Origin of the sequence: Roseivirga sp. 4D4, from assembly GCF_001747095.1 — a bacterium.
Lineage (GTDB): Bacteria > Bacteroidota > Bacteroidia > Cytophagales > Cyclobacteriaceae > Roseivirga.
On sequence record NZ_MDGP01000001.1, the window covers coordinates 2,493,322 to 2,514,036 of the forward strand.

The 20,715-nt window shown below is 41.0% G+C and carries 22 protein-coding genes and 1 tRNA gene; 14 read left to right on the plus strand and 9 right to left on the minus strand.

Translation table 11 applies throughout. From position 1 onward, the window contains the following. The first annotated feature begins 3 nt into the window (after positions 1 to 3). On the plus strand, positions 4 to 711 hold the full coding sequence (locus BFP97_RS10975) for a hypothetical protein (RefSeq protein WP_069842463.1): 708 nt from the start codon (positions 4 to 6) through the stop codon (positions 709 to 711). Here BFP97_RS10975 and BFP97_RS10980 read toward each other — a convergent pair. After that, positions 695 to 1,102: an OsmC family protein gene (locus tag BFP97_RS10980; RefSeq protein WP_069842464.1), complete on the minus strand. Its 408-nt coding sequence runs from the start codon at positions 1,100 to 1,102 to the stop codon at positions 695 to 697. The genes BFP97_RS10975 and BFP97_RS10980 overlap by 17 nt on opposite strands. Before the next feature lie 119 nt (positions 1,103 to 1,221). Here BFP97_RS10980 and BFP97_RS10985 point away from each other — a divergent pair, with 119 nt between their 5' ends. The 4 genes from BFP97_RS10985 to BFP97_RS11000 all read left to right on the plus strand — a co-directional run bounded on the left by BFP97_RS10985 (position 1,222) and on the right by BFP97_RS11000 (position 3,853). Next, positions 1,222 to 1,887: a hypothetical protein gene (locus BFP97_RS10985; RefSeq protein ID WP_139135273.1), complete on the plus strand. Its 666-nt coding sequence runs from the start codon at positions 1,222 to 1,224 to the stop codon at positions 1,885 to 1,887. Between the two features lie 66 nt (positions 1,888 to 1,953). Then, the gene (lipA, locus tag BFP97_RS10990; RefSeq protein ID WP_069842466.1) at positions 1,954 to 2,835 is read left to right on the plus strand and encodes a lipoyl synthase; all 882 of its coding nucleotides are present in this window, start codon (positions 1,954 to 1,956) and stop codon (positions 2,833 to 2,835) included. Between the two features lie 77 nt (positions 2,836 to 2,912). Continuing rightward, a complete protein-coding gene (locus BFP97_RS10995; protein ID WP_410527946.1) occupies positions 2,913 to 3,272 on the plus strand; it encodes a PadR family transcriptional regulator in 360 nt (119 codons plus the stop codon). Next, positions 3,269 to 3,853, plus strand: a complete 585-nt coding sequence (locus tag BFP97_RS11000; protein WP_069842468.1) for a hypothetical protein — start codon at positions 3,269 to 3,271, stop codon at positions 3,851 to 3,853. The genes BFP97_RS10995 and BFP97_RS11000 overlap by 4 nt, the downstream gene beginning before the upstream one ends. Positions 3,854 to 4,016: 163 nt before the next feature. On the opposite strand, the gene gcvP is transcribed toward BFP97_RS11000, so the two are convergent. Further along, on the minus strand, positions 4,017 to 6,920 hold the full coding sequence (gcvP, locus tag BFP97_RS11005) for an aminomethyl-transferring glycine dehydrogenase (protein WP_069842469.1): 2,904 nt from the start codon (positions 6,918 to 6,920) through the stop codon (positions 4,017 to 4,019). Positions 6,921 to 7,106: 186 nt separating this feature from the next. Here gcvP and BFP97_RS11010 point away from each other — a divergent pair, with 186 nt between their 5' ends. After that, positions 7,107 to 8,588, plus strand: coding sequence for a M28 family peptidase (locus tag BFP97_RS11010; RefSeq protein WP_069842470.1), 1,482 nt, complete (start codon positions 7,107 to 7,109; stop codon positions 8,586 to 8,588). A 56-nt stretch (positions 8,589 to 8,644) separates the two neighbouring features. Beyond that, positions 8,645 to 9,571 (plus strand): hypothetical protein, encoded by a 927-nt coding sequence (locus tag BFP97_RS11015; RefSeq protein ID WP_069842471.1) that lies wholly within the window; start codon positions 8,645 to 8,647, stop codon positions 9,569 to 9,571. A 17-nt stretch (positions 9,572 to 9,588) separates the two neighbouring features. Here the strand turns inward: BFP97_RS11015 and BFP97_RS11020 are convergent, their stop codons facing one another. Then, positions 9,589 to 10,461 carry a DUF4097 family beta strand repeat-containing protein gene (locus BFP97_RS11020; protein ID WP_069842472.1) on the minus strand — a complete coding sequence of 291 codons (873 nt, stop codon included), beginning with the start codon at positions 10,459 to 10,461 and terminating at the stop codon, positions 9,589 to 9,591. Positions 10,462 to 10,530: 69 nt separating this feature from the next. Then, positions 10,531 to 11,838 (minus strand): DEAD/DEAH box helicase, encoded by a 1,308-nt coding sequence (locus BFP97_RS11025; protein WP_069842473.1) that lies wholly within the window; start codon positions 11,836 to 11,838, stop codon positions 10,531 to 10,533. A gap of 65 nt (positions 11,839 to 11,903) precedes the next feature. On the opposite strand from BFP97_RS11025, the gene BFP97_RS11030 reads away from it, so the two are divergent. The 5 genes from BFP97_RS11030 (at position 11,904) to BFP97_RS11050 (ending at position 15,559) form a co-directional block, all read left to right on the plus strand. Continuing rightward, a complete protein-coding gene (locus tag BFP97_RS11030) occupies positions 11,904 to 13,244 on the plus strand; it encodes a dihydroorotase (RefSeq protein WP_069842474.1) in 1,341 nt (446 codons plus the stop codon). 65 nt (positions 13,245 to 13,309) lie between these two features. Further along, positions 13,310 to 14,371 (plus strand): hypothetical protein, encoded by a 1,062-nt coding sequence (locus BFP97_RS11035; protein WP_069842475.1) that lies wholly within the window; start codon positions 13,310 to 13,312, stop codon positions 14,369 to 14,371. Positions 14,372 to 14,459: 88 nt separating this feature from the next. Continuing rightward, positions 14,460 to 14,535, plus strand: a tRNA-His gene (locus tag BFP97_RS11040). A 284-nt stretch (positions 14,536 to 14,819) separates the two neighbouring features. After that, positions 14,820 to 15,164 (plus strand): hypothetical protein, encoded by a 345-nt coding sequence (locus tag BFP97_RS11045; protein ID WP_069842476.1) that lies wholly within the window; start codon positions 14,820 to 14,822, stop codon positions 15,162 to 15,164. Between the two features lie 59 nt (positions 15,165 to 15,223). After that, positions 15,224 to 15,559, plus strand: a complete 336-nt coding sequence (locus tag BFP97_RS11050; RefSeq protein WP_069842477.1) for a hypothetical protein — start codon at positions 15,224 to 15,226, stop codon at positions 15,557 to 15,559. Here BFP97_RS11050 and BFP97_RS11055 read toward each other — a convergent pair. The 3 genes from BFP97_RS11055 to BFP97_RS11065 all read right to left on the minus strand — a co-directional run bounded on the left by BFP97_RS11055 (position 15,556) and on the right by BFP97_RS11065 (position 18,195). Continuing rightward, the gene (locus BFP97_RS11055; protein WP_069842478.1) at positions 15,556 to 16,899 is read right to left on the minus strand and encodes a tetratricopeptide repeat protein; all 1,344 of its coding nucleotides are present in this window, start codon (positions 16,897 to 16,899) and stop codon (positions 15,556 to 15,558) included. The two genes, BFP97_RS11050 and BFP97_RS11055, sit on opposite strands and share 4 nt — an antisense overlap. A gap of 123 nt (positions 16,900 to 17,022) precedes the next feature. Beyond that, positions 17,023 to 17,199, minus strand: coding sequence for a hypothetical protein (locus BFP97_RS11060; RefSeq protein ID WP_221406602.1), 177 nt, complete (start codon positions 17,197 to 17,199; stop codon positions 17,023 to 17,025). A 210-nt stretch (positions 17,200 to 17,409) separates the two neighbouring features. Further along, positions 17,410 to 18,195, minus strand: coding sequence for a hypothetical protein (locus BFP97_RS11065; protein ID WP_069842480.1), 786 nt, complete (start codon positions 18,193 to 18,195; stop codon positions 17,410 to 17,412). A 293-nt stretch (positions 18,196 to 18,488) separates the two neighbouring features. Here BFP97_RS11065 and BFP97_RS11070 point away from each other — a divergent pair, with 293 nt between their 5' ends. Together BFP97_RS11070 and BFP97_RS11075 are read left to right on the plus strand one after the other, a co-directional pair. Further along, on the plus strand, positions 18,489 to 18,866 hold the full coding sequence (locus tag BFP97_RS11070; protein WP_139135274.1) for a hypothetical protein: 378 nt from the start codon (positions 18,489 to 18,491) through the stop codon (positions 18,864 to 18,866). A 28-nt stretch (positions 18,867 to 18,894) separates the two neighbouring features. Next, the gene (locus BFP97_RS11075) at positions 18,895 to 19,152 is read left to right on the plus strand and encodes a hypothetical protein (protein WP_069842482.1); all 258 of its coding nucleotides are present in this window, start codon (positions 18,895 to 18,897) and stop codon (positions 19,150 to 19,152) included. Here the strand turns inward: BFP97_RS11075 and coaE are convergent. Both coaE and BFP97_RS11085 read right to left on the minus strand, forming a co-directional pair. Next, positions 19,138 to 19,746, minus strand: coding sequence for a dephospho-CoA kinase (gene coaE, locus BFP97_RS11080; RefSeq protein ID WP_069842483.1), 609 nt, complete (start codon positions 19,744 to 19,746; stop codon positions 19,138 to 19,140). The genes BFP97_RS11075 and coaE overlap by 15 nt on opposite strands. After that, positions 19,739 to 20,713: a hypothetical protein gene (locus BFP97_RS11085; RefSeq protein ID WP_069842484.1), complete on the minus strand. Its 975-nt coding sequence runs from the start codon at positions 20,711 to 20,713 to the stop codon at positions 19,739 to 19,741. The genes coaE and BFP97_RS11085 overlap by 8 nt, the downstream gene beginning before the upstream one ends. Positions 20,714 to 20,715: the final 2 nt, after the last annotated feature.

Here is a 20,715-nt window from a genome sequence, read left to right on the forward strand (position 1 = left end):
TCTATGAGAATCAGTTGTATACTTCTGTTTAGTCTATTATCCTTTGGGCTGAGTGCACAAAGCCTCGGTATAGGTGGAACCTCCGAAATAGTTTTTAACCTAAGAGATGGCTCAAGTAATAACCGAAGCTTTATCCGCAGTAGAATCCCAATTGGAAACACTGTTGACTTCAATCGGTACATGCATGAAACCCCTCGAAAGGCAACAATTGTCCTCATTAAAGGAGATACGATTCGTGGCAGTTATATGTACAATATGGAAAGTGAGACACTAGAGTCTGCCGATGGTGATTCGCTGATCGCCTGGAACTTCGTAAGTACATTCGAATTTGATGCTACCAAAGATAGTCCGGCTCAGAAGTTCTCAAATATGAAGCTCGTTTGGCCAGATAGTGAATATGGCGGGTTCCTCAGAGACTTATATAGTTCAGAATATGTCAAAATAAAATACTATCTCGAATACATACCTGCGACTTGGGATCCTTCCACACAAATGGGTGAGAAGAATGATAAGGTCATTGCAAAATCTGACAGCTACTTAAAAACTGGTGGCAATTGGAAGGAAATCCCAACTGGCAAAACGGCCTTCTTCGACTTCTTCGGAAGATACTCAGAATCACTTAGAAAGTATGCCCGCAAAAATAAGCTCAAGCACAGAAATCCTGAAGATATTGGTAAAATGGTGGCCTGGGTAACTAAAAGTGGAAATTAATCTCCTGCCTCAAATCTGGGTGAAGGCTTAAGGCTACCGGACAGTTTCTACCAATTTCTTTGAGCCATTCACGCTTTTCTTCGTTTAAGGAACAGTTATCCCAAAAGAATTCCACCTTTAGTGCTGCAATTTTTCTTGGGGCAGTGGCAGACATAACTTTAGTTGTTTCTAAATGCATACCCGTCAAATCGATTCCTTCTTTTTCTCCGGCAATAGCCATTACGGTCATCATACAGCTACCCAAAGCGGCAGCTACCGTGTCTGTAGGAGAAAAGGTCTCCCCTTTACCATTGTTATCGATAGGTGCGTCAGTAACAAACTCGTTACCAGATTTCACATGGACAGCAGTGGTTCTAAGGCCTCCGATGTATTTAGAATTGACAGTAGCCATAAACTAAGCAGCTTTATTTTTCGTTAATTTAGAGACCTTATTTCTACCGACAAAATTGTATGCACTCATTCATTAAAAGTATCTTTTTATCCCTGCTTCTTATCATAAGTGTAAGTGCTATGGCACAACAAAATACCGAAGTTCAGGGTGAAGAGTATTCAATTGAAAATGTCTTTGGCATAAGCAAAGCTACACATGGCGGCTTACTCAGCGGTTTTTATTATAGACACTCAAAAACCTTGAGTGAAGGGAACTTAATGAATTATGGTATTGAGATTGTCAATATCAAACATGCACGAGAGGGGAAGGAAACGACTATTACGGGCAGTACGTTCGTTTTTGGCAAGTCTAACTACCTTGTAGCCATTAGGCCTACCTATGGTAGAGAAAAGGTCCTGTTCAAAAAAGCTCCTCAACAAGGAGCCAGAATAACTGGCCTATTCTCCGCGGGCCCATCTATTGGTATGGAAATACCTTATTTTGTAGAGTTAATCGGAAATGAGAAAGAGCAATACGATCCGGATGACAGCAGACATGGCTTTAACAGAATCATTGGTAATGCCGGGCCTTTCAGAGGGCTTGGGCAAACTAAATTTGTACTTGGCGCTCATGCCAAAGCTTCTCTTACATTTGAAACTAATTCGACCAAACAAAGAGTGTTTGGCGTTGAAGTTGGGTTCACATTAGACGTTTACACCAGAGAAATTAACATCCTTCCGGTGGCTGGTAATAATAGCGTATTCACATCCGCCTTTATGGCCATTTATTTCGGCCGTAGAAGATAGTCCATTCACAATTTTATTTGGAACCTTTGACTTACATTTGTGTTTCAATAGACAGAGGAGAAAGCTATGATAGAACTACCTGTCGTTTCTAAGGAAACTGAAGAAAGAAAAAGGAAACCGAACTGGCTTCGTGTTAAACTTCCCATTGGCCCTGAATACGCCAAGGTAAGGAAGCTGGTAGATGAGAATAAACTCCATACAATCTGTGAGAGCGGTAATTGCCCAAATATGGGGGAATGCTGGGGAGCTGGAACAGCCACCTTTATGATCTTGGGTAATGTGTGCACCCGATCATGCTCTTTCTGTGCTGTAGCCACGGGGCGTCCACCTGAGTACGATGAGGAAGAACCGAAGCGTGTGGCTGAAGCTATCAAAACGATGGGTGTCAAACATGCGGTAATTACCTCAGTAAACAGAGACGAACTGAAGGATCGTGGTGCTGAAATTTGGTACCAAACCGTGGTCCAAACAAAAGCCTTAAGTCCCACCACGACAATTGAAACCCTAATCCCAGATGTTAAAGGCAACTGGGATGCTTTAGAGCGAATGATTGATGGTGGACAAGAAGTGGTTTCTCATAACATGGAAACTGTAAAAGATCTTTACAGACGCGTTCGGCCACAAGCCAAATATGATCGAAGCTTAGAAGAGCTACATCGCATCAAGGAGTTCGGTAAAAGGTCCAAATCGGGTGCTATGCTAGGTCTGGGTGAAACGGATGATCAGGTGTTCAAATTGATGGATGACTTGGCGGAAGTAAAACTAGACATCCTAACCCTAGGTCAGTATCTACAACCTACCAAGATGCACCATGAAGTGATTGACTATGTGCATCCTGATAAATTCGAGTTCTTTAAAGAGGAAGGACTTAAAAGAGGAATCAAATATGTTGAATCTGGTCCATTGGTGAGATCATCATATCACGCGGAAAGACACGTTCACGTTTGATTCGAAAAGAAAATAATGAAAACCACCTCGGTTTGTCGGGGTGGTTTTTTTCTGTTCAATTTGTAATACATCATATTATGATGTATTATTGTTCTATGTATTCAAGAGAACTCTTAAAAGGCATCCTAAAACCTATTATTCTGAAGTTGCTTTCCGAGCATGATAAGATGTATGGATATGAGATTGTCCAGCATGTAAAAGAAAAGACCGAAGGCAAGGTATTGATCAAAGAAGGGTCATTGTACCCTACCCTTCATAGTTTAACCAAGGAGGGCTATCTCTCAACAGAGTCCATATTAGTAGGTAATCGCACGCGCAAGTATTACTCGTTGACCAAAAAAGGTAATGGACTTGTAGTGCCTGCGCTCAATGAGCTAGTAGATTTTCAGACTACGCTCGGTTTACTTTTTGGAAAAGAAAAACCCGCTATCTCATGATTGATCAACATCAAAGTGAAATCATTAAGAACTTCTTGAAAGAAGCAAAGATTACCGATCAGGGGCTTATGGATGATCTACTAGATCACCTGTCCTGTGACATCGAATTACAAATGGAAGTAGGAGCGTCATTTGAAGAGGCCTGGCCGATATCAAGAGAGAAGATACTCCCAAAAGAACCTCTACAGGTTCAAAAAGACTTAGAATTTTTAACCACAAAAACTCAAAATATCATGATTAAGAAAATCGCATACATTGGAGGTTACCTCAGCGCACTTTGCCTTTGTCTAGCCATTTTATTCTTTAGTCAGTCACTCATCAGCTCGAAAAAAGTGATTCTACAATCTCAGGCGATGCAAATTGAGTCTTATCGGCTCAACTTGACTATGGATAATAAGGAAAGGCGGAAGCAATTAAATGAAGAACTGTCTGAACTATCCAATCAAAATGCGCTTGATAGAGCAACGAAATTCGAAAATGGAGAACTCCTTCTAATTATTTCCATTCTCACTTTCGGCCTCACTTACCTACCCTACCGCTTTTACTCCGGTTTTAGAAAAAGTGAAATGGAGCTAACATAATCGATGAATTCTAAAGCATTCTCGTCATGCTGAACTTGTTTCAGCATCTCCATTTATAAGACCCTGAAATACCCCGAGGCTTCGGGGCAGGGTGACGAACAACACAAAATAAAAGTGGCTGCCAATTGGCAGCCACTTTTATTTATTCATTGTATCTATATTCTTAGGCCATGGCCTCTTCCTCGGCATAATCCCCAACAGGAATACAGCTACACATTAAGTTTCTATCTCCATAAGCAGAATCAATTCTTCCTACAGAAGGCCAGAACTTACTTGCTCTTACATACTCAGCAGGATAAGCTGCTTTCTCTCTGCTATACGGCATATTCCAGTCACTTGACAACACAGCCTCATTGGTATGAGGGGCATTAGTAAGTACGTTGTTATCTGCTTCTGCCTGACCGTCAGCAATTTCCTGAATCTCGGCACGGATACCCAGCATGGCATCGCAGAAGCGATCCAACTCAGCTTTAGACTCAGATTCTGTTGGCTCAATCATTACCGTACCTGCTACAGGGAATGACACTGTTGGGGCATGGAATCCGTAATCCATCAATCGCTTGGCAATATCTTCCACCTCAATATGCTGTGCTTTAAAATCACGGCAGTCCACAATCATTTCATGTGCACACCTTCCTTGCGATCCAGTATAAAGGATTGGGAACTTCTCTTCCAATCTTGCCTTGATATAGTTAGCATTCAGGATGGCAATCTTAGTTGCGTTGGTAAGCCCTTCGGCACCCATCATAGCGATGTAAGCATAAGAGATTGTCAAAATACTAGCACTACCCCATGGCGCTGCTGAAATAGCAGTAATGGCTTCTTCCCCACCACTCTTTACATTTGGATTACCCGGTAAAAATGGTGCTAAATGTGCTCGCACACCGATTGGTCCCATCCCAGGTCCTCCACCACCATGTGGAATACAGAATGTCTTATGCAGGTTGAGGTGACAAACATCTGCACCAATCAATCCTGGACTTGTCAAGCCAACCTGGGCATTCATATTGGCACCATCCATATATACCTGACCACCATGCTGGTGAATGATATCGCAAATCTCTTTGATGCTCTCTTCGAACACACCATGTGTTGAAGGATACGTCACCATTAAAGAGGCAAGGTTATCGCTGTGAAGCTCTGCCTTTGCCTTTAAGTCTTCTACGTCAATGTTACCCTTTTCATCACACTGGACCAGAACTACCTTCATTCCCGCCATTACAGCAGATGCAGGATTCGTACCATGCGCTGACGTAGGGATGATCGCTACATTTCTGTGGTGATCCCCTCTGCTGTGGTGATAAGCTCTGATGACCATAAGTCCGGCATACTCCCCTTGAGCACCTGAATTTGGTTGTAACGATACATCATCGAATCCAGTAATTTCAGAGAGCCAGTCTACCAAATCGGTAAACATCTGCTGATAACCTTTGGTCTGCTCACCTGGTGCGAAAGGATGAATATTACCAAATTCCGGCCAGGTAACAGGTACCATTTCGGCCGTAGCATTCAATTTCATGGTGCATGATCCCAATGAAATCATTGAGTGTACCAAAGAGAGGTCTTTGTTCTCCAACCTTTTGATGTACCGAAGCATTTCATGCTCAGACTGGTATTGATTGAAAACAGGGTGCGTCAAGAAATCGCTAGTTCTTTTTAGCTTATCAGGAAAGCTAATCTCCACCTGCTTTGACATTGCCGCCACATCCAGTCCCATTGACTTACCTGCAGCTTCAGCAAACACATTGAGTACCTCCTCTAGATCAGCAACCGTTGTAGTCTCGTCAACTGCAATACCAATATTACCGTTTTCGAAGTAGCGGAAGTTAATTTCTTTAGCCTCAGCTATACCTCTCAATTTGTCAGCCATGGCCACATCAGATTCCACTTGAATGGTATCAAAGTAAACCTCGTTAAGTTGGGTAAAACCTAACTCCCCTAGGCCATCACTTAATAGTTTTGCCTTGCCATGGATATTGCTTGCAATACCTTTAAGGCCTTCAGGACCGTGATAAACACCATACATACCTGCCATCACGCCAAGTAAAACTTGTGCTGTGCAGATGTTAGATGTTGCCTTTTCTCTTCTGATGTGTTGCTCACGGGTTTGTAGTGCCATTCGATAGGCCTTATTTCCGTGGCTATCCAAAGAAACACCGATGATCCTTCCAGGAATCTGTCTCTTAAAATCTTCTTTTGTGGCAAAATATGCAGCATGAGGACCTCCAAAGCCCATTGGCACACCAAAGCGCTGAGTTGTACCGATCACGGCATCAGCACCCATTTCGCCAGGAGGAGTCAATAAGACGAGCGACATTAGGTCCGCAGCAGCAACGACAAATACATTTTGTTCTTTTGCTGTTTCCGTAAAGGCACTAAAATCCCTTACGTTACCATCGCCTCCAGGATATTGGTAGAGTACACCATAAAGGTTTGGATCCGTTAGGTCCACCTGATCTATATCTCCTATTTCAAGTTCAATTCCAACAGGGATTGCACGAGTTTTTAAGACATCCAATGTCTGTGGAAAGGTATTTTCGTCAACAAAGAACTTATTGGCTGTCTTTTTAGCTTTCTTCCTTAGGCCCGCAAACATGGTCATGGCTTCAGAAGCTGCTGTTGCTTCATCGAGTAAAGAAGCATTAGCGATTTCCATCCCAGTCAAATCAATCACAAGGGTTTGGAAATTGATCAAAGCCTCAAGTCTACCCTGTGCTATTTCAGCTTGATAAGGGGTATAAGCTGTATACCACCCTGGGTTTTCCAGTATGTTTCTTTGAATTACACCAGGAACTATGGTTCCATAATAACCCATTCCAATGTACGACTTAAATAGCTTGTTTTGAGACGCCATGGTCTTCAAGTCATTCAAGAACTGAAATTCAGACTTTGCAGCAGGCAAGTTCATTGCCTCTTTCATTCTGATACCAGCGGGTACAGTTTCGTTGATAAGCGTATCAATACTATCCGCACCAATCACCTCAAGCATTTCTTTTATTTCAGAATCTTGGGGGCTATTATGTCTGTCCTCGAATTTGGGGACTTGGTTCAAATCAATTTTTGTCATTTTCCGAATCCAATAAGTTGTAATTTCCTCTCTTCCAAAAGATGCACAAATGTAATCCACAACAGATTGATTTCCTTATATATCGAATCAAAAAACGATACCATTGAAATAAGAAAATTCATGCCCTTCTAAAATTATGTTTAGCTTTAGGCTGCAAAAAAATTGTAGTAATAAATTGTTTACAAAATGAGGAAAATAAAGGCATCCTTTTTAGGATTGTTGGTTTTGGGCTTTGCGGCAACAGCGCAAGATGCTTCAATAAAGTACGCTAAAACCATTACACCAGAAGACATGAGAAAAAAGCTTACTGTGCTTGCTTCTGATGATTTTGGCGGGAGAGAAACAGGAACTGAAGGTCAGAAAAAGGCCTCTCAATATTTAGAAGATTTTTACAAAGACCTTGGCTTACAAGGGCCAGCTGATGGTACTTACAGACAAAAATTTAATATGTACCAATCTGATTGGTCAGATGTCTATGTAAAGGTCAAAGGCAAAAAGAAGATGAATGGAGTGGATTTCATTTTCTCTGGAAGCGCCAACATGGACAAAGAAATGAAGCTTTCGACTATGTTCATTGGTAACGGTGATGGTCTAGCAGATATGGACGTGAAAGACAAAGGCGTTGTCATGACAACTATCTCTCGAGAACTGCTGACAAAAGTGAATGAGGCTGGTGCAAAAGCGGTTTTTGTGATGAGCAGCAATGATGAACAGTTCATGCAAACCATGCCTCGTCAGGCAAGGTTCAGACTAAAGAGTAGATTAAGATTCAATAAAGAATTAGGTGCTAACCAGAGCATTATATTCAATATCACAAAGGCAATGGGAGCTCAGCTATTAAATACCACTGCCGAAAAATTAGATGCCGCAGCTGATAATCCAGCTAGTATCAAAGCAAGAACAGTTCGCTTTATGGTAAAACAGAAGCTTGTTGAGCTAAGCACTGAGAATATGGTTGCCTTCCTGGAAGGTACTGACCTCAAAGACGAAGTACTAGTCATCTCATCACACTACGATCATATTGGCCAGAATGAAGATGGCACTGTAATCAATAATGGTGCTGATGATGATGGATCGGGTACCACTGGCGTAATGGAAATTGCCGAAGCATTTGTACAAGCTGCAAGCGAAGGCAACAGACCAAGAAGAAGTATTCTTTTCTTAAATGTTACAGGTGAGGAAAAAGGGCTTTTAGGATCGGCTTATTATGCCGACAATCCGCTTTTCCCGATTGAAAATACTGTTAACAATCTTAATATTGACATGATTGGACGTGTTGATCCGGATCATGAGAGTGATAGGGAATATGTGTATGTCATTGGTTCTGAGAAGCTGTCAAGCCACTTGAAGATCATTTCTGAGTATGCCAACATTAGTTACACAGGCTTGAACTTGGATTACCGTTATGACGATCCGAATGACAGGAATAGATTCTATTACCGTTCTGATCACTACAACTTTGCGAAGAAAGGTATTCCGATCATTTTTTACTTTAATGGTGTTCACGCTGACTACCACCGCCCTACGGACACAGTCGATAAGATCGAGTTTGACGTGATGGCTAAAAGAGCTCAGCTGGTTTTCCATACGGCATGGATTCTAGCCAATAGAAATGATAGAACACCCGTTGATAGAACTGATGACATGGACTACGGTTCGCGTGATTAATTCGTCATACATTTGAATAAAAACATATTAAGGCTACTTTCGAGTAGCCTTTTTTTATGCCTAAAATCTTACATATACTTAATGGAGATAGCACACTCCATCAATTCAATAAATCGGGTATTGAAGGTGATACCTACGTTTGGAGAGAAGTATTGAGCGATGGTCCGGTAAGTGCTGATTTTGGAAGTGAGTTATTCTGGGCAGAACGTGATCAGTTCATGAGTCGCGAGTTTCAATTGGAACCAGGTCGATATCAAAAAGAATGCGTTACCCTCTTCAAAGAGATGGAAGGATCACTTCCAATATATGATGAGGTAGTGCTATGGTTCGAGTATGATTTATTCTGTCAGATTAATATGGTAGCCTTAATCCATTGGCTTGGAAAACAAGAACTTGACAATACCACTTCATTAGTTTGTGTAGGCAAGATAGACGACTCGGATCGGCTTTATGGTTTAGGCGAAATCGAAGCAAGTCAATACGCCCAATTATTTGAGACACGTCTCAAGTTAGGCTCTCGTGAGTTTGAGTTTTGCAGCGATGTTTATGAGACATATTGCGCCAGTGACCCAACGGACCTATATAATTATGTCTTGATGAGTCTATCAGAGCTCCCCTATCTACCAGATGCTCTAGACACACATTTTAGACGATACCCTTACAAGGATTCAGGACTGACAGAAATTGAGCAGAGAATGATCGACCTTATTGAAGCAGGTGAATCCGATCAACGAAAATTAGTGGGCAAAATGCTCAGGTGGCAAAAGCATCAAGGCTTTGGAGACCTGCAATACTTTAACATCCTGGAAAACATGAAGCCACTGTTCAAGGACTTTGAAAAGCTAGTGCTTCACAATGACTTAGATAAAAGTAAGGTTGAGCAATTACTTGACAGGAATAAAAAATTGGGTGGCGCTCAATTGAGTGATTGGTATTGGGATAAACATGAAAAAACGCTGATCCCAAAGGAATCAGCGTCATAATTTCATTTAGCCTGAGATTACTTTCCTGTTGAAAGTCTAACCCGCCCATCTTCTACTCTAATATCTACATCAGCCTTACCACCATTTAACGAAAGCTTGGCCCTTCTCTCGGTCTCTTGGATCGTTTCGAAAGCTGAAGTAGAAGATATTCTACCATCATCTTTAGATACATTGAACTCACCACCACCGCTTAGCACTACAAAGTCAATATCGGCATCATCACCTCTGACTTCATAAACACCGTTATCAGAAAGTGTGGTTTCCAATGAAACGTTTCCGTCTTCTGCGGCAACCTCTACTCGATCAAAATTTCCATTACGGATGTCTAGATCACCATCATCTACTCTCACATAAAGCGAGCCATTTCCTCCATCCATTCTTAGGTCGCCATCTTCAAGTTCAAGATCGAATTTATCTCCATTACATTCGATCAACTCAACATCGCCATCATCTGTCTCAATAGATATGTTACCATTGACACTTCGGATAACGTAGTCATCATCATCTCCTTTAATCCTCAACGACCCCGTTTGAGGCATTTCAATCTCTATTTCATAATCTACCCTTCGCATACCAATTTGAAAGGAAGCGCCTCTTCGCTCAGACTCGGTTATGTACAAGTCACCTTGTCGCTCTTCTACTTCCACATTAAAACGACCACGATTGGTTCTAACACCGCGAACTATTTCTGTTCTTTCGATCACTACATGGACATCGCTCCGATCTGAGCCTGTGATTTTCACATTAGCATCTTGTGACCTCAAATGAACCGTTCCATCAGCGGCAAGGGAATAGACTTCGTCTAAGCTGAAATTCTTGTCTTGAGCAGACACATTGCCGACAAGCAATGCTAGCATGAAAAGACTGGATAAAAATGCTTTCGTTTTCATAATATTCTGAGTTGTTGTTAAAATTGACTACCTCAATTTAACGAATATTATGTAATAAGCCTTCGGTATTTATCTCCGCTTTTTGCGACCACGGCTACGCTTACCCTTGGTTGGTTTGTCTTTAAACTTGTGCTTCTTCTCATGAAATGCACCTTTAAAGTCAGGATCAGCTTTCTTGCGCATATTGTCGATGGCCCTATCCATTTCTTGCTGCTCGGCAAAAGGTGTCTTTTCAATGAGTACAGATTTTGGGATGGTTTCAAGAGCGATCGTCTCGTCAATCAGCGCTTCAATTCGTGGGACATGTTGCATCTCCAGTTTATTAGCAAAGGTGATGGCCTTCCCTTCATTCTGAGCCCGTCCTGTTCTGCCAATGCGATGAACATAGTCTTCATAAATCAGAGGCACATCAAAATTGATCACATGGCTCACCATAGACACGTCCATACCTCGGGCCGTTACATCTGTTGATACCAATATTCTGACATGCCCTTCCTTGAATTCATCTACTGCGTTGATACGAGAGTTTTGCCCCTTATTGGCATGAATCACGCGAACAGGCCCCATAGATTTTCTATCGAGATAATGCGCTATGTTATCCGCACTGGTCTTTGTTTTTACAAATACAATTACCCTTTGAAAAGACTCATCTTCTAAAAAGTGACTTAGCAAATTCAGTTTCGTTCTGAAATTCGGTACTTCATAGAGTACCTGATCAATTGTCTCTGCGACCGTAGCCTGAGGTGCCACTTCTACTCTTTCTGGGTACTCCAAAAACTCTTCAGTGAGTTTTACCACCTTATCATGCATGGTGGCAGAAAAGAGCATGTTTTGCCTTTTGACAGGAATGAGTTCTAAAATATTTCTGATTTGAGGCATAAAGCCCATATCCATCATCTTGTCCGCCTCATCTAATATGAGCGTTTTGATCCCTCGCGGATAAATAGCCCCCTTTTTGTACAAATCAAGAAAACGGCCCGGTGTACTGATAATGATGTCTACTCCCTTATCTAATGCTTCCAGCTGAGTCTTAGGCCCCAGTCCTCCATAGAGTGTCACAACCCTTAGGTCAGTATACTTGGCCAAGCTTTCAAAGTGACCTGATATTTGAATAGCAAGCTCGCGAGTAGGTGCTAGAATCAACGCTCTAGGGTGTTCCCCTTGAGCATATTTCACTTTCATGATCAATGGCGTGGCAAAAGCAAGCGTTTTACCTGTGCCGGTTTGCGCAATACCCAGGAGATCATGTCCAGCTAGGGCAATGGGTATCGCCTTACTCTGGATTTCTGTTGGCACTGAAAATCCCAAATCATCAATGGCATTCAAAACCTGACGGTTAAGCTTTAAATCTTCAAAATTTTGAATTTCTACTGCCATTTCTGATGGATTCGTGTTTGTTTTACAGCGCAATTACGCGAAACGGTCTACAAAATAAAATCATAATGGCATCCATCCTCATATTAAACGGCACCCTTGTTAATGAAAATGAAATTTTCGAAGCTGATATCTTTATCAACAATGACATTATTGAAGCAATAGGTAAGGATCTTCAGCATAAGCAAGCCGATAGGGTAATTGATGCTACAGGAAAAATCATTATCCCAGGTCTTATTGACGATCAAGTCCACTTCAGAGAACCTGGGCTTACACACAAGGCGGAGATTTATACTGAATCCAGAGCAGCTGTAGCTGGAGGTATTACCTCCTTTATGGAAATGCCAAATACGGTACCCAATACACTCACACAAGAACTGCTTCAAGACAAGTATGATATTGCAGCCAAGAACAGCCTCGCCAACTATAGCTTCTATATGGGTGCCTCTAATGACAATTTGGAAGAGGTTTTAAAGACTGATCCCAAGAACATCTGTGGCACGAAGATTTTTATGGGATCTTCCACTGGAAATATGCTGGTGGACAACCAAAATACACTTGAATCAATTTTTGCCAATTCTCCTACTCTGATCGCTACCCATTGTGAGTCAGAAGAAGTAATTCAAAGAAATACTGCTACTGCCCGCGGAAAATATGGAGAGGATGTGCCGATCGCTATGCATCCGGTTATTCGGGATGAAGAAGCTTGCTATGCCTCATCATCTTTTGCTGTTGATCTGGCCAAAAAAACTGGAGCCAGACTTCATATACTTCATATTTCAACAGCTAAAGAATTGTCTCTTTTCGATAACTCCATTCCACTAAAGGATAAGAAAATCACAGCTGAAGCCTGTGTACATCACCTATGGTTCTCTGATGCTGACTATGCAGAAAAGGGCACCTTAATCAAGTGGAACCCTGCCGTCAAAAAAGCTACAGATAGAGATGCAATACTACAAGGTGTGATTGCCAATAATATTGATGTGCTCGCGACAGATCATGCTCCTCACACACTGGAGGAAAAACAGAATGATTATTTTTCTGCTCCTTCTGGTGGCCCCCTAGTCCAACACTGTTTAACAGCACTGTTAGACCTACATCATCAGGGTAAGATTAGCCTTGAAAAGATTGTTGAAAAGTCGTCTCATGCCGTGGCTGATCTTTTCGACATAGAGAAGCGAGGGTATATCAGAGAAGGGTATTATGCTGACCTTGTCATAGTAGATTTAGAGCAGCCAAGCGAAGTGACTAAGGAAAGCCTACTCTATAAATGCCAGTGGTCTCCTTTTGAAGGCCATACCTTTAAATCATCAGTAAGCCACACACTGATAAATGGGAAAGTGGCCTACGAAGGAGGTCAGCTCGCAGAGGTGGGCAATGGCATGAGGCTTAGGTTTGAAAGAGACTAATCTTTTATGACTTTCTTTGATTTGACGGATTAATTAACCTTTCTTAAAGGCTAAGATTTTTTAACATGCCATTGAACAAACTCTCGCTAATTGCCATTTTTCTTATTCTTGCATCATTTACCACACAAGGTCAAGGTATTTCTGATTTTGAAAAGCTGGTAAGAAAGAATACGCGAAAAGCCAGTAAAACATCTGTCAGAAAGAAAATTGAAAAGAGCTATACTCAGTTACAGGAAACTCAAATAAGTGATCTTGTCAATGAGTTTAATGATCCTTCATACCCTCCAAATCGGTGGGTTTTAAGTGCTGCCACAGGCTATAGCAAGGCCAAAGAATTGGTTAAAAACTTGTACGGAACAACTCCTACAATTGAGGGTGAAAATAAAATGCTTCAAAGAGCTGATCTCGTCCTAGGTAAGTACTACGATGCAGGCGTCAGCTCGATGGGCGAGAAAGACCAATCTTCCAAGATAGTCGCTCTATCCAACCTAAAGTTTGTTCATGCCTTAGACCCCAATTATAAAGAGGTTGAAAAGTTAGTTGACGATTTGAATAGTCAGATTTCCTATAATGTATTGATTAGGTATGATTTGGAAGGCTTTGAAGAATTAGAACAGGCCATTTTTCAACTCAACACCGTACTGGTGAATGACATCAATGCGTTTGGCGGTAGCAATGTTAAATACGTCTTTGAAGGCAAAGAAAAAGAGGGCATGAACTTTCAGTATGTTATTACACTTGATTTTGAGTTTTTACAGATACCATTTGTCCAGAGCAAAAATGATGTTAAGACTTATACAAAGGTGATAAACAAGCAGACCATCACCGCAAATGTTAACCAGGAAATTTTTTCCAGAAACATCAATGGAACAGGGAGAGTAACGATCATCAACACCATATTCAATGAGGAGTACGCCTCTGAGCCATTTAATATTAAACTGCGGTCTAAATCTGTAAGTTCGGTGATTACTGGTGACAAGAGAGCCATTGATAGCGTCTCATTGAGACAGCATCAAAATGAAAACTCATCCCAGGCAGACCACGAAAAGACTTCAGATAAAGAATTTCGAGATAGAATGTTCAACATTCTCAGAAGACAAATTCAAGAAATCGAGTCACTTTTTTAGTACTCCCCTATTACTTTTATTGATTATCATTCTTGATTTTATTTCAAAATAATTTACATTTGCAGCCCGTTCAGCGATGAACAATCACGGTGGTTGTAGCTCAGTTGGTTAGAGCATCGGTTTGTGGTACCGAGGGTCGTGGGTTCGAGTCCCATCTTCCACCCACCTGAAGAAAGGAGAGCTTTAAAAGGCTCTCCTTTTTTATTTACTAAAATTTTTATCTCATTATTTTCCACTCTCTGGTAAATATTTTTATCCTATTTGACTCCAAGTATTTATAATACTTTTTAAAGGGATGTGAGACATCAAAATAGTACCATACTGCTCGAATTGAGCCAATTATAGGCATTTGGATAAATTATCTGAATGGCAAAATTCTCTCATGCCATTTGATTAATTTCAGACGGACCGCGCATAGTTTGATTTTCACTTAATAAAATTCTCAACCTTGAAAGAGAAGCCTAATGACGGAACGCACACACGACCGCTACTTGATAAACTCAAGGGGGATTACCGCGAACACCTCAAAGGTGATCTTGTGCAGACCATCTTGGCGATACCTACAGAAAGTTTCGAGGTAAATGATATCGAGTTTGTGTTCCAGCTATTGGAAGCTGAATTACGTGCTACGGATGCCGGACATATCCAGAATTCCCTGACTTCTTTGAAGGACAAGTTAGCTAATAGCTGGCCTATCATTGTCGCTTACGCCAACGAGATTGAAAGAGGTAAAGTAAGCTCAGCTGTAAGCCATCAACTCATTGCACTTATACAATTGACGGATGAAGCATGAAACAACGCCTTAGAACCAGTACCTATTGATGTTAACCTAATTATTATATCTTAGTACTAATGGACCTTGACCAACACCCTGGGAAAAAAATTAAATGGATTATTGAGCATTTTGAGAATGGCAATACAGCCGCTTTTGCTCGAAAAGTCTTTTTGACTGCCCCTACAGTTGATGCATATATCAAGGAAAACACCAAGCCTGGCTATGACGCGGTGCAAAACATTCTAAGGGCCTACCCTGAAATCAATATCCACTGGTTTATTCTGAATCAAGGCCCAATCAAACGCGAACTCAGCGATACAGAACTTGATGCACTGGAAGAAAATCACAGATTACGCAAAGGCATTCAGGATTTATACGAATTGTATGTAGAAGGAAATAAGGAGGAGAATTAATCTCTTCTGATTCTGTTTAGAATCTCATCTGCAACAGTAGCTCTATCGGCTTTCAGACTCGCCTCAAGTACTTTCTCTCTTCTCTTGTTGTAGCTAAGCTGAACCACATAAACGAACAGCATAATCAAGAGCAAAGCAACAACGCCCAGTGGCCAATATTGCCTTAATAAAGCTAAGCGCTCAGCCTTTAAGGCTCTATCCGCAAGGATGGTATCAATGCGTGTATTAAAGGCCTGAAGTGTAGGAGCTGAATTCTGCTGAGAGCTTTGGACTGTCATCCAATTCTTGAAATTAGCAGCGTATAAATCACTATACTCTACTGACTTATTTAAGTCAGTATTTCGATATGCTTTTTGCAACCAATCATAAACGATAAACAAATCAGGATCGTTCTTGATACCATCAAAAGTATTTACCGCAGTTTCCCACTTAGAAATAGCTTTTTCATTTTCCCCTTTGATATAAGATAGCTCTCCCTGGTCAAGTAAAGTGATAAATTGAGACCGCTCGCTGGAATGTTCCTTTTTTAAATCTAGCGCTTGAGTAAAATATTTATCCGCTTTCGAATAATCCTCTTGCTCCATGTAGATATTCGCCAAATTATGCATGGCAATAGACCTCAGAGCCGGGTCTACACCTTCATTAAAAGCTGCAATAGAGAAAAATTCCTCAGCACGGTTCAACTCTTTATTATCTTGTTTAATCAGTCCTAGCTCATTTACTACCTTAGCCAATAAAACAGTATCTTTTCTGAACTCTGATTGCTCCCAAAGGTCAACCAAAATTTCACCAGCCTCCGAATACTTGCCATCTTTCTTTAATTCGGAAGCCAAATCATAAGGTATGTCCACAAGGAGCCTCAGGTCTCCATACTCTTCGGCAACTTCCCTATACTGATCAACATACTCGATTGCAGCATCATGGGCTAATTCATACAGATATGCCGCTCCGCTATGATCATCATAGCTTGACTTAATAATAGCCAAATTGTTGAGAATTTCTGTCTTTTGATATAGATCGACAGTATCACATTTCTCAAGGTAGTCCAGAGCATCGGAATAGTTGATGAATGACGCTTCATAGTCATTCGTTAACATTCCTATATAACCAAAAGTAGACTTGGCCGACACCATTCCATACATGTCCTTATCTCGCTGAGCCATGTAAAAAGCTTTCTCAGAAAGTTCGATTGCTTTTTCAGGGGCTTCATCAACTATCTCAACAGCTTCATCTAACAGGTCATACAAGTTATTTGTCTGACCAATTACAATTAACTGGGTGCAAATGCATATAAACAGTATGTAAAGTGCTCTAAGCATGCCGTAAGGCCTATTTTTCATTACTTAACTAGCTTCTAAAGTAATGAAAATGAGGAAAAAGCTAGAACTTTTTTCTTTTTATTTTGCACGCAATATTGCCTCACACAAATTGTGCGAGGTGAGTAAATCAATAAGGCAAGGAGATTATCCGCGTTTTTTTGTAGTACGCCTCTTCATCACTTTTCCTGATGCCTCTTCACCCGTACCACTTTTCTGGTCATCTAATTGTTGTATCTCAGGAACTACCGGATCTGGCATGGTATCTTCTGCGTTATCAGCGCATCCAAAAGTTAAAACTGTAAGGGCGAATAATAATAGCATTGTCTTTTTCATAGTCGATTTATTTAATTGAGGGAACCAATATATTGAATTCACCCAATTGAAAGTCAATCTATTACAGGAAATGCACTGCTTTCGAAGTATATGCGAATGATCCAAGGAAAAGCTATCGAGACGACCTAAGAAGCCTTAAACTTCCCATTGATATAGTGCAATTAGAACAAATTAGTAGGCTCGTAAGTTACCTTAGGCTTAGTTCAGCATCAATGAAGCAACATCGACATTTTGGTGATGGATTTTGGTGACTTTGTAATCGCTAAAAGCATTATCTCCGAAGACCTCAGGATCGAATGGTGTGTTGATGAAATGAAGGGCACTTATGGAAGCATCTAATGGTCGAACATTTTCAAACTTGACTTTGGACAGTTCGGCTGAACAACCATCAATGAGCACTACTTCAGCATTAACATCTTTAACGATAAACTTTGCGTACTCACCGAATGTACCAATGTGAAGGGCTTCTGTAGTCAGATTACTGAGGCTTATATTCTCAAACCTTTCAGGGCAGATGAATACTCTGGTAGAAAATGAGTTTTTCTCAGGCTCACCATTGTTAGATATTCGGCAATCCCGCACATTGTTCTCGCAGCCAATATGAATCGTCTCATAGATTGGATTATCCTCTACAATGACTTTATGGATATCAGAAGCTTTGACTATTAGCTCCTTCAGCTCACTTGATCCTTCCAAAGCGAAATCACCAATCGATGAGGAATCAACCTCCACATCATGCAATCTACACTCCCTGAAAGTCAAATTCCTAAGCTTAGACTTCGAGACCTTAACGTTTCCAGAGAACCGACAATCCGTGAATACGACATGATCCATAGTACAGTTTGTAAAATCTAAGTCATAGGGCAAATGAATACCCGAAATATGTACAGACTGATTCAGCTTGAATGGAAAAGGAGAAATTCTAAACTCCAAGTCTTCACCTTTAAGGATTTTCAAGAATTGCTTGACGTTTATCTTTCTCATGGAGCTTGTTTAGAAAAAGACCCCTGAAGCTCTAATTTGAGCCTTGAACAGAGGTCTGTTTGCTCTTGCATGTTATCATTAAGTCAACCATCTGACAATACCCACTTTTGGGTATTTTTCTAGTTATACCCTACTTCAGCTACTTGAATCATTAAAGAAGTGAGCTTGGTAAACTGCTGAGCGGACCCTTTTCAAGCTAAGCGCTTGATTTTCCGATGTTTATGTATTTACTTCAACATACTGTTACTCATGCAGTAGAGAATCACCACTCTCAACTTAAGGCCCAAGCAATAATGAATTCAACTTCCGAGTTGGCTTATGAATTTGACTATCGTCTCAAAAGCCCATCGCTTTTTGAAGAAATAGAAAACTGGATGGAATCGAATACCTTCTATTCGGATCAGGGCTATGTGTGGCAAGTGGGAGTTAGTACAGAACCTATCCTCAAGGGCATAAAAACAAGGATTTTAAGAGACATCGAATGCAAGCATTTCAGGTGCTGGCAAGCCGATTCATTCAAGAAAGCGATCGGCATACTAAGCCGGCTGAATAAGCGAAACTTCGTCTTCAAATCAGAACTGAACGACTACACTGAAAAAGGTCACCACATCTTCATTTACAAAACATCCTTCCGAAAGAAGCGTCTGTTTTATCACACCTTACATCATTGATTCTTGAGCGAAATGCTTATCTTCACTTATGTCCCAAGGCATAGAAGATTTCTTAAAGCTATCCACCAGCGAGCAGACGCGCCTACTCTTTCTTGATGGCACCTTTATACTTTCTATTAGGTATTACGGATATAAAGTAAATCTATACCTCTACAAGAATGACTATGTAGAAGTCTTCTACAACCACAAACAAGACTTTATAGAGAAAATACAGCCCTTAGACTATCAGCATACGAGAATGAAGTTCTATGCCGATCAAATCAATATTAAATCAATTGCTAGCTGACCTTAGGATTTCCTTGTGAATCTTCATCACTTGAGGAATGAGCAGGCTCTCCGAATCATTTTGGATGGAATAAGTAGTCAATTCTCGTCTAAGCCGATCACTGGTTTGTTGATCCATGATTTGCTCAACCTGTTGAACTGTTCTTTGAATATCACGAAGTAGAACACGTTCTAACCTTACTTTCTTAGGCGCGAAAACACAGATAGTTTCGTCCAATGATTTATAGGATTCAGTCTCAAAGAGCAAGGCGGCCTCTTTCAGGACATAAGAATGTCCACTATGTTCATTGAACCATTGTTCAAAATCCTTTGCCACAGCGGGATGAACAAGGGCATTAAGCTTCGCAAGTTCCGAAGATTGCGAGAAAACGACCTTGGCCAAATAAGATCGGTTGAGCTCGCCATCAGCTAAGTAGCTTTCTTCACCAAATATCGACTTGACACTTTCGACCAAGCCTTTGTCATTTTTCAACAAGTATTTGCCTCGATCATCCGCATAATAGATGGGCACTCCTAAGGATTCGAATATCCGACACACAGTGCTTTTTCCAGAGCCTATCCCACCTGTGATACCAATGCTCCGAGGCTTAGTCATTTTTGAAAACTCTAATTGAAGCAGGCAACACCTCCAATTCATCGACATGCTCATCGCGAAAACCCACCTTGAGCACTAGAGATGAGTCTGAAGGGTTCATTTCGTTGAAGTCTGCAACTACTTGGACCCGGGCAGAGTCCACAGCATCGAAATGGGTTTCGGCAATCTTATACTTTATAGATGCCTCGCTGATATTTGGTCGCCATGTACTATCTGGGAAATTGAGTAATACAATCGGCACATTATCACTAACATCCAGCATACGAACCACCTCAAAGCTCACAGAAACAGATTCTAGAGCAGTATTAACAAACTCTGGTGCTTTCGGAATATCAACTTCCTCTGTCACATCCCTATCTATTTCTGTGAGGTTAGCCTCTAAATAGATAACACGATCAAGATCTCTTATTGTACGCTCAGGACCCGTCCAGACAACTGTATCGGGTTGAATACTGATTGGTGATGATATCCTGTAGCTATCATCTAGACTTATGGAAGAAGGGTCTAAAGCGAGTTTAAAAGTTCTGGAGACCTTCTTTTGAATGTCGTAGTTAATGGAGTCTCTCAAAATATAGTTGATGACCACAGGATCGAGGCGTGGGGTCAATTGCCCTCTCAACGATGAAGTCATGACGTAATTGGATTCGTCAGGCTTATCCAACGCAATTTTAATAGGACTCATATTAAATCCAAAGGATCGTGTCATAAGGTCCCAGCCTCCACCAGTGACTTCAATTGGAACTCTGGTGGGTAGGTCGCGCGTGGCTATGTATTCAGACTCATCAAACTCGATTTCGATCGGGTAGTTGATTTGGCTAATGTAATCTTCTTTATTCAGAGCACTAAAAAACCAAAAGGTGGTAGATATGACTATGCATATCACTACCACCTTTATTCTTTCGTCTTTCTTACTTGGTGTATGAAAAGACTTCTTTAATCTTTCAATTATGTCCTCTGCACTTTTCAAGC

Bases quoted from the DNA above. Each gene is read 5' to 3' on its own strand.
- BFP97_RS11015 (WP_069842471.1), top strand. From the start codon at position 8,645: ATGCCTAAAATCTTACATATACTTAATGGAGATAGCACACTCCATCAA.
- BFP97_RS11035 (WP_069842475.1), top strand. From the start codon at position 13,310: ATGCCATTGAACAAACTCTCGCTAATTGCCATTTTTCTTATTCTTGCA.
- gcvP (WP_069842469.1), bottom strand. From the start codon at position 6,920: ATGACAAAAATTGATTTGAACCAAGTCCCCAAATTCGAGGACAGACAT.
- BFP97_RS11010 (WP_069842470.1), top strand. From the start codon at position 7,107: ATGAGGAAAATAAAGGCATCCTTTTTAGGATTGTTGGTTTTGGGCTTT.
- BFP97_RS11030 (WP_069842474.1), top strand. From the start codon at position 11,904: ATGGCATCCATCCTCATATTAAACGGCACCCTTGTTAATGAAAATGAA.
- BFP97_RS11070 (WP_139135274.1), top strand. From the start codon at position 18,489: ATGAATTCAACTTCCGAGTTGGCTTATGAATTTGACTATCGTCTCAAA.
- coaE (WP_069842483.1), bottom strand. From the start codon at position 19,746: ATGACTAAGCCTCGGAGCATTGGTATCACAGGTGGGATAGGCTCTGGA.
- BFP97_RS11025 (WP_069842473.1), bottom strand. From the start codon at position 11,838: ATGGCAGTAGAAATTCAAAATTTTGAAGATTTAAAGCTTAACCGTCAG.
- BFP97_RS11075 (WP_069842482.1), top strand. From the start codon at position 18,895: ATGTCCCAAGGCATAGAAGATTTCTTAAAGCTATCCACCAGCGAGCAG.
- BFP97_RS10980 (WP_069842464.1), bottom strand. From the start codon at position 1,102: ATGGCTACTGTCAATTCTAAATACATCGGAGGCCTTAGAACCACTGCT.
- BFP97_RS11020 (WP_069842472.1), bottom strand. From the start codon at position 10,461: ATGAAAACGAAAGCATTTTTATCCAGTCTTTTCATGCTAGCATTGCTT.
- BFP97_RS10975 (WP_069842463.1), top strand. From the start codon at position 4: ATGAGAATCAGTTGTATACTTCTGTTTAGTCTATTATCCTTTGGGCTG.
- lipA (WP_069842466.1), top strand. From the start codon at position 1,954: ATGATAGAACTACCTGTCGTTTCTAAGGAAACTGAAGAAAGAAAAAGG.
- BFP97_RS10995 (WP_410527946.1), top strand. From the start codon at position 2,913: ATGATGTATTATTGTTCTATGTATTCAAGAGAACTCTTAAAAGGCATC.
- BFP97_RS11060 (WP_221406602.1), bottom strand. From the start codon at position 17,199: ATGCTATTATTATTCGCCCTTACAGTTTTAACTTTTGGATGCGCTGAT.
- BFP97_RS11065 (WP_069842480.1), bottom strand. From the start codon at position 18,195: ATGAGAAAGATAAACGTCAAGCAATTCTTGAAAATCCTTAAAGGTGAA.
- BFP97_RS10985 (WP_139135273.1), top strand. From the start codon at position 1,222: ATGGCACAACAAAATACCGAAGTTCAGGGTGAAGAGTATTCAATTGAA.
- BFP97_RS11055 (WP_069842478.1), bottom strand. From the start codon at position 16,899: ATGAAAAATAGGCCTTACGGCATGCTTAGAGCACTTTACATACTGTTT.
- BFP97_RS11050 (WP_069842477.1), top strand. From the start codon at position 15,224: ATGGACCTTGACCAACACCCTGGGAAAAAAATTAAATGGATTATTGAG.
- BFP97_RS11000 (WP_069842468.1), top strand. From the start codon at position 3,269: ATGATTGATCAACATCAAAGTGAAATCATTAAGAACTTCTTGAAAGAA.